The sequence below is a fragment of the Mangrovactinospora gilvigrisea genome (assembly GCF_001879105.1).
Taxonomy (GTDB): domain Bacteria; phylum Actinomycetota; class Actinomycetes; order Streptomycetales; family Streptomycetaceae; genus Mangrovactinospora; species Mangrovactinospora gilvigrisea.
Genome location: NZ_MLCF01000117.1, coordinates 1 through 5,138, shown reverse-complemented (window position 1 = coordinate 5,138; position 5,138 = coordinate 1). Strand labels below are relative to the sequence as shown.

Here is a 5,138-nt window from a genome sequence, read left to right as displayed (position 1 = left end):
GTCGACGGGGACGGTCGGCGGCGCCAGGTAGGTGCCCAACTCCGCGCCGCGGGCGGCGATCGCGGCGAGCACCGCCGGCGGGTACGGCGGCGCCTCGGTGCGGTCCGAGGCGCCCGCCGCGCGCAGCCACTCGCGGAGCAGTCCGGTGCGCGGCCGTCCCGACGGGTCCTTGGCGAGGCACGCGGCGACGATCCCGACCAGCGGCTCGGGCACGCCGTCGAGGTCGGGCTCCTCGTGCATCACCCGGTAGATCAGGGACGGCAGGTCGCCGTCGCCGAACGGGCCGCGCCCGGTGGCCGCGTAGGCGAGGACGCCGCCCAGCGCGAAGAGGTCGCCGGCCGGCGTGGTGGTCTCGGCGGAGGTGGCGCTGCGCGCGCCGGTGACCTGCTCGGGCGGCATGTAGCCGGGGGAGCCGACCGCGAACCCGGTGTGGGTGAGGACGGTGTGGTCGGAGGCGCGGGCGATGCCGAAGTCGATGACCCGGGGGCCGTCCGCGGAGAGCAGCACATTGGCGGGCTTGAGGTCGCGGTGGACCAGGCCGGCGCCGTGGATGGCGTCCAGGGCGAGGGTCAGCTGGAGGCCGAGGGTGGCGAGCGCGGCGGCGTCGGCGGGGCGGCCGCCGGGGGTGGCCGCGGCCTCCTGGAGGCTGGGGCCGGGTATGTACTCGGTGGCCATCCAGGGCAGGCCGTCGGCGGACTCGTCGATGCCGGCGGCGAGGACGGGGAGCGTCCACGGGCCGGTGACGGCGGCGGCGCTGCGCACTTCGTGCTGGAAGCGGCGGAGGAAGGCGGGGTCCTCGGCGAGTTCCGCGCGGGCGGCCTTCAGGGCGATCGCGCGGGGGCCGGGGGAGCCGGGGTCGACGGCCAGGTAGACGCGGCCCATCCCGCCGGCGCCGATGCGGGCACGCAGCGGGTAACCGCCGATGGCGGACGGGTCGTTCCTCCGGAGTGGCTCCACGCAGCCTGAGGATAACGGGAGTTGGTGTGACGCGGTTGTGGGTGCCGGCGGATTGCCGCGCGGGCGCCGCCGGTGGCCGCCGTTCGCCGCCTCTGCGCCCCGGCACCCCGCCCGGGGACGGCGCGGTGCGAGGCCGGTCGGCGGGAGCGGGCCGGTGCGTTCGCCCCAGCGGACCTGGCCGCTCAGCGCTTGCGGCGGGCGAGGACCGCCGAGGCGAGGCCGGCGGCACCGAGGGCCGCGAGGCCGAGGCCGAGCAGCCAGCTGTCGTCGGCCTGCCAGACGCCGAAGGCGTCCAGGCCGTAGGCGAGGGCCAGGATCAGGAAGACCACCCCCGCGACGAACGGGAACAGGTCGAAATCATGCCGACGCAACGTCCACCTCCACCTCGCCGATGCCCACATGGAGCGACAGGTCCACCGTGCCGCGGGACGCGCCGCCCGCGGAGGCGGCGATGTGCTCCGCGGAGCGGGTGTCGTCGCCCCACGGCGTGCCCCGGTCGCTCAGCCCCTGCAGCCGGACGCCGCCCAGTTGGGAGTGCGCCCGCACGTTCGCGTCGACGTCCGCGGGCAGCCGCACCAGCAGCCGGCCGGCGCCGAGCTCGGCGTTGACCTTGAGCGTGCGGCCGCCGGGGTCGACGTTCGACAGGTCGAGGACGGCGTCCCAGGCGCCCAGCTTGTAGGACGGCCGCACCTCCGCCGCCGTCGCCGGGGCCCACGTCCGCCGCCCCAGCGACTGGTCCATGTCGGACGGCAGCGCGGTGGCCCCGGCCAGCAGCAGGGTGAGCAGCGCGGCCAGCGCGACGGCCCCGGCGCGGACGCGTCCGATCCAGGCGCCCAGCACCAGGCCGGCGCCGAGCAGCGCGACCGACGTCACCAGACCCAGCTCCACCGCGAAGACCGGTCGGTGGGTGCGGGCGCCGACCGCCGCGGCGACGATCAGGCCGGCGGCGAGCGCGAAGAACCCGACGGCCACCCCGAGCAGCGAGCGCTCCCGCTGGTAGGGGCGGACGATGCGGCGCTGCTTCCGCTTGCCGTCCGGCGCGGCCTCGGTGGCCCACGGGTCGGGCACCCACAGCGGAGGGCCCGGGGACATCAGCGGGGCCTTCACGTACGACTTCGACATCGGGTCGTTCCGCTGCCACCAGCTGGGGCCGCTGGCCGGCTTGGGCGGTTCGGGTTCGCTGGGGATGCGGTCCGGGTCGATGTCGGCGCCCTCGGCGGCGTCGCTGCGGTGCCGCGAGGACCACGAGACGGCGCCGATCAGCAGGGCGAGCAGCAGCCAGGGGAAGAACCCCGGGCGGTTGTTGAAGAAGGAGAGGAAGACGCCGGCGCCGATCAGGACGGCGAGCAGGGCCTGCCCGCTGGAGGCGTCGAAGCGGTGGTGGAACATCCGCTGCAGCTCGCTGCGGCCGTCCTCGTCGACCGGCATCAGCAGCCAGCCGAGCGAGTAGAGCAGCAGGCCGAGCCCGCCCGAGATGGTGAGGACGGCGAGGACGACGCGGAAGACGACCGGGTCGAGGTCGAAGTAGCGGCCGAGGCCGGCGCAGACGCCGGCGATCTTCTTGTGGTCGGCGTCGCGGCGCATCACGCGGACGCCGGGGGCGTCGTCCTCGCGGGTCGCGCCCGGCGGGGTGTCCCGCGGGGTGTCGTGGGGAGGGGCGCCCGGCCCCGATCGCATGCCGGAGAGGGGGCCGGGCGCCCCGGTCTGCGGGCCGCCCGATCCCGTGCCGCCGCTCAGGTGCGACGCATTCGGCGTCCGCTCGGCGCCGTCGGGCTCGTCGGTCATGGGTCCATCGTGACGTGTCGCCGCCCCCGTGCCCATCGGTGACGCCCCTGGAGGGACCCTGAGCCCACCCCGAGCCGGGCCGGAGGAATTTGCGGGGCTGCCCTGATGCATCGGTACCGCCCGCCATGTGACGATCGGTGACGTGGCAGGACCAGAGGCGGAGGAGAGGCGCGCACCGGCGGGCTCCACGGCGGCGACGCCGTCCGGGGCGGCACCGGGTGCGTCGTCGGCCGGCGCGCAGGACGAGACCGGACCCCGCAAGCTCTACCGGAACCCCTCGGGGCGGGTGCTCGGCGGCGTGGCCAGCGGGCTCGCCGCCCATCTCGGTATGCCCGTGCTGTGGATCCGGGCCGCCTTCGTGGTGCTGGCCATCGGGCAGGGCCTCGGGGTGCTGCTCTACGCGGCGTTCTGGTTCTTCGTGCCGATGGGCGTGGAGCGCGGCGGCCCGCTGAAGACCGGCAGCGGGCCGGGCGCCACGGCCGTGCCGGGCGGACGGCGCCGCCCGATGCGCGACCGCCGCGAACTGGCCGCGCTGATCGCGCTGGTGGCGGGCGTCGCGGTGGGCCTCAACAGCTTCGGGGGGAGCACCGCCACCTATCTGTGGCCGCTAGCCGTGGTCTGCGTCGGCTGCGCGCTGGTGTGGCGGCAGGCGGACGACGCGCAGCGGGCCCGGCTCGCCTCCATCGGGGGGCGGCGCCGCTGGCAGGTGGTGCGCGGGGTCGCGGGTGTGCTGCTGGTGGCGGCGGGGATCGCGGCGTTCCTGATGATGCAGGGGTCGCTGGGGCACACCGGGATGCTGCTCCAGGCGGTGCTCGCGGTGCTGGTGGGCGTGGTGCTGCTGGCCGGGCCGTTCCTGGCGCGGCTGGTGGAGGACCTGGGCGCGGAGCGCCGGGAGCGGATCCGGGCGCAGGAGCGGGCCGAGGTGGCCGCGCACGTCCACGACTCGGTGCTGCACACCCTGACGTTGATCATGCGTCACGCCGACAACCCCAAGGAGGTGACCCGGCTGGCCCGCTCGCAGGAGCGGGAGCTGCGCGAGTGGCTCTACCGGCCGGATCCCAAGCGCGGCGCGGACCGCTCGGGCGGGGAGGCCGGGGACGGCACACCGGAGCCGCCGAAGATGCTGGCGGAGTCGATGCGGCGGACGGCCGGCGAGGTGGAGGACGCGCACGGGGTGCCCGTCGAGGTGGTGTGCGTCGGCGACTGCCCGATGGACGCCGGACTGGTGGCCCAGTTGCAGGCCGCGCGCGAGGCCATGGTGAACGCGGCGAAGTACGGTGGCGAGGGCGGGCCGGTGTCGGTCTTCGCGGAGGTGGAGGGCCGTACCGTGTTCATCTTCGTACGGGACCGCGGGCCGGGCTTCGACCCGGACCGGGTGCCGGAGGACCGGCTCGGCGTGAAGGAGTCCATCGTCGGACGGATGGCCCGGAACGGCGGCAAGGCGACGGTGCGGAGCACGCCCGGTGAGGGCACCGAGATCGAGCTCGAGATGGAGCGGGAGAGGACCACGGAGTCATGACGCAGGGTCAGATGGGTTCGGCGGGGCCGACGGGTCCGGGTGGTCCGGGCGGTCCGGCGCCGCGGCGGCGGGTACGGGTCGTGCTGGTGGACGACCACCGGATGTTCCGCACCGGCGTGCGGGCCGAGATCGGCGAGACCGCGCGCACCGGCGTGGAGGTGGTCGGCGAGGCGGCGGACGTCGACCAGGCGGTGAATGTGGTGACGGCGACGCGGCCGGAGGTCGTGCTGCTCGATGTGCACCTGCCGGGCGGCGGGGGCGCGGAGGTGCTGAAGCGGTGCGCGCCGCTGATGTCCTCCGGCGAGGGGCCGGACCACGAGTCGGCGGAGGCGCCGGTGCGGTTCCTCGCGCTGTCGGTGTCGGACGCGGCCGAGGACGTCATCGGCGTGATCCGCGGGGGCGCGCGGGGGTACGTCACCAAGACGATCACCGGGGCGGACCTGGTGAACGCGATCTTCCGGGTGGCCGACGGGGACGCGGTGTTCTCGCCGCGGCTGGCGGGGTTCGTGCTGGACGCCTTCGCGGCGACGGACACGCCGCCGGTGGACGAGGACCTGGACCGGCTGACGCAGCGGGAGCGGGAGGTGCTGCGGCTGATCGCGCGGGGTTACGCGTACAAGGAGGTGGCGAAGCAGCTGTTCATCTCCGTGAAGACGGTGGAGAGCCATGTGTCGGCGGTGCTGCGGAAGTTGCAGCTGAGCAACCGTCACGAGCTGACGCGGTGGGCGACGGCGCGGCGGCTCGTCTGACGTCGCGGTTCGCGCGGTGCCGGGTTCGCCGCCCCCGCCCAGGCCTCGCCTGGGCGGGGGGAGGGGCCGGGGCGGGCGTTCCGCGTCGGCCGGGTGGGTGTGCTGCCAGGGGCGGCACAGGGTGAGGA

General features: G+C 75.7%; 5 protein-coding genes. 2 read left to right on the top strand and 3 right to left on the bottom strand.

What is annotated here, in order from left to right; all coding sequences use genetic code 11:
* The 3 genes from BIV57_RS18685 to BIV57_RS18675 all read right to left on the bottom strand — a co-directional run.
* Positions 1–957 (bottom strand): serine/threonine-protein kinase (locus BIV57_RS18685; RefSeq protein WP_139275715.1); only part of this gene is annotated, 957 nt, incomplete at its 3' end.
* A gap of 182 nt (positions 958–1,139) precedes the next feature.
* Positions 1,140–1,328: a hypothetical protein gene (locus tag BIV57_RS18680; protein ID WP_071657995.1), complete on the bottom strand. Its 189-nt coding sequence runs from the start codon at positions 1,326–1,328 to the stop codon at positions 1,140–1,142.
* Entirely contained in the window at positions 1,315–2,742 is a 1,428-nt protein-coding gene (locus BIV57_RS18675; protein ID WP_071657994.1) for a PspC domain-containing protein, read from the bottom strand. Before BIV57_RS18675 ends, BIV57_RS18680 begins: the two co-directional genes overlap by 14 nt.
* A 142-nt stretch (positions 2,743–2,884) precedes the next feature.
* On the opposite strand from BIV57_RS18675, the gene BIV57_RS18670 reads away from it, so the two are divergent.
* Positions 2,885–4,261 (top strand): ATP-binding protein, encoded by a 1,377-nt coding sequence (locus BIV57_RS18670; protein WP_071657993.1) that lies wholly within the window; start codon positions 2,885–2,887, stop codon positions 4,259–4,261.
* Positions 4,258–5,010, top strand: coding sequence for a LuxR C-terminal-related transcriptional regulator (locus tag BIV57_RS18665; RefSeq protein WP_071657992.1), 753 nt, complete (start codon positions 4,258–4,260; stop codon positions 5,008–5,010). The genes BIV57_RS18670 and BIV57_RS18665 overlap by 4 nt, the downstream gene beginning before the upstream one ends.
* Positions 5,011–5,138 lie beyond the last annotated feature (128 nt).